The sequence below is a fragment of the Acetomicrobium sp. S15 = DSM 107314 genome, from assembly GCF_016125955.1.
GTDB classification, from domain to species: Bacteria; Synergistota; Synergistia; order Synergistales; family Thermosynergistaceae; genus Thermosynergistes; species Thermosynergistes pyruvativorans.
Genome location: NZ_JADEVE010000433.1, coordinates 1 through 320, shown reverse-complemented (window position 1 = coordinate 320; position 320 = coordinate 1). Strand labels below are relative to the sequence as shown.

Sequence of the window (320 nt, the reverse complement as noted above, 5' to 3'; positions counted from 1 at the left end):
TCATGCCGCCGCAAAGCCTCTGCGCCATGGCCTTACCGGTGGGAGTCACCGTGGAGAGGATTATCGGGCCGATGAGAGCGGAGCGCATCGCTTTAATCAGAGGGAAGGCCGCCTGCACGTCGCCCACGGAAAGTATTATACCCGATAAGGCAGCAAATGCAACAGGCGGTGAGCAATGAGTGATGAGTGATCAGTAATCAGTAATCAGTAATCAGTAATCAGTAATGGGTGATGCTTGTTGCGCAAAGCACAGCCCACTGATCTGTAAACGCGTCACTTGTCACGGATCACTCGTTACCGATCACTGTTTTAATTATATT

At 50.9% G+C, this 320-nt stretch carries 1 protein-coding gene; it reads right to left on the bottom strand.

Annotation, left to right across the window (positions count from 1 at the left end; all coding sequences use genetic code 11):
- Positions 1-127: glycosyltransferase N-terminal domain-containing protein (locus EZM41_RS14870; RefSeq protein WP_198471698.1), on the bottom strand; the 127-nt coding region annotated here is incomplete at its 3' end.
- Between the last annotated feature and the right edge of the window lie 193 nt (positions 128-320).